Raw genomic sequence first — 1,922 nt, 5'->3', positions numbered from 1 at the left:
TTTTATTATTTATGAGGGGGCAAACTTATGTCAAAAGATTTAATTTATTCAATAGCAAAAGAAAATCATTCAGAAAGTGCTCTAAAACAGATTTTAACTTCCCATCCAGAAATAAAGTTCGTATCTGCTGTAGGAGTAGATTTGTCCGGAAACAATACAGATGAGAAAATTCCTATAAAAGTATTTCTTAATGATATAGATGCTTTCCTGAAAGGTGCTGTACAGACAGACGGTTCTTCAATAGTGTTGCCTGGAATCGCAACTTTGGACAATGCAAAAGTAGATATGCTGCCTGATACAGATGTAAACTGGTATGTAGACTATAATAAAGACAATATTGACGAAGAAACAGGAAAACCTGTAGGAACTTTGAGAATACCATGCTTTTTATATCACAACAATGAAACAGTAGATTCAAGATATATATTGAAGCATTCAATAGAATATTTAAAATCCAATCTATTTGACTTATTCCAAAAACATCCGGAATCACTGTCTTCTTTCGGAATAAAATACGAAGATATAGATGATGTTGTTGGAACATGTGCTACTGAACTTGAATTCTGGGTAAATACTCCAAACAATAAAACTGAAGTTGAAGCCCTATCCACTTCACAGGTTTTAAAAGAACAGTACTGGGCAAGAACCAAAGGTGCAGTCAAAACTTCACTTGAACAATCACTGACTACAATGGATATATATGGATTGGAACCTGAAATGGGCCACAAGGAAGTCGGAGGAATACAGGCTAAAGTAGATAAAGATGGAAACTATCAGATAATGGAGCAGCTTGAAATTGACTGGAAATATTCTACTGCAGTTCAAGCCGTAGACAATGAAGCTTTTGTAAAGAACATAATTGAAGAAACATTCAAGGAGAATGGATTAAATGTAACCTTCCTTGCCAAACCAGTTGATGGAATTGCTGGAAGCGGTGAACATACTCATATAGGTATTGCATTAAAACTTAAAAATGGCAAGAGGATAAACTTATTCTCTTCAACTAAAAATCATTTCTTAAGTACATTCGGATATGCTTCTATAATGGGAATACTTAAAAATTATGAAGTTATAAATCCATTTGTTTCATCAACAACAGATTCTTTAAGAAGATTAAAACCTGGATTTGAAGCACCAGTTTGCATAGTAACTTCCATAGGACGTTCTGTAGAAGTACCATCCAGAAACAGATCCGTACTCATAGGAGTAGTAAGAGAACTTCAGAGCCCTCTTGCAACTAGATTTGAATTGAGAGCACCAAACCCTGGAACAAATACATATATAGCTGTAGGTGCACTATATATGGCAATGCTTGATGGAATAAAATATGCACTTGAAAATGGAAAGACAGAGGATGACCTTCTGGCCGAACTTTCCAAAAAACAGGGCGACACAGCAGATTATCTTGAAAAGGACAGAGCTTATAGAAGTGAAATTGATGTATTTGAAGAATATACAGATGAACAGAGAGAGGATCTTTATGGAAAAGCTCCTGCCACTGTATACGAGAATTTATCTGCTCTGGAAAAATATTCTGAAAAGAAAGCGGTTCTTACAAACGGTGGAATATTAAAAGATAAATTTATAGAAAGTTTTAAAGAAGCATTTTTAGAGAAATGGACAGTTGAAATAGAGCACAGAATTTTAAATCAATATTCGGATGAAATAAGAAATTTCAAACAACTTCACCACAGTGACAAGGCTCTTGATATAGATCTTGCCAACTGGGCTAAAGTAAATGAATTAAGATATGCCTTATTAAAGGATTCTTACTCACAAAAAAGTTTGTTCACTCAAATAAAAGAAGCAGTTGAAAGCAAAGAATATGCTAAAGCATCTGATCTTCAGGTAATTATAGAAAAGAAAATAGCTGAATTGAGACAGTCATATTCAACTTATAAAAAGAATTTACTTGATCTATA

1 protein-coding gene is annotated in these 1,922 nt (G+C 33.9%); it reads left to right on the top strand.

What is annotated here, in order from left to right:
- Positions 1-27 precede the first annotated feature (27 nt).
- On the top strand, positions 28-1,922 hold a 1,895-nt coding region (locus tag J418_RS0115285), incomplete at its 3' end, for a type I glutamate--ammonia ligase (protein ID WP_017896037.1).

The organism is Clostridium tyrobutyricum DSM 2637 = ATCC 25755 = JCM 11008, assembly GCF_000359585.1.
GTDB lineage: Bacteria > Bacillota > Clostridia > Clostridiales > Clostridiaceae > Clostridium_B > Clostridium_B tyrobutyricum.
Note: the sequence above shows the minus strand (reverse complement) of the source record. Positions and strands in the feature narration are given on the sequence as shown.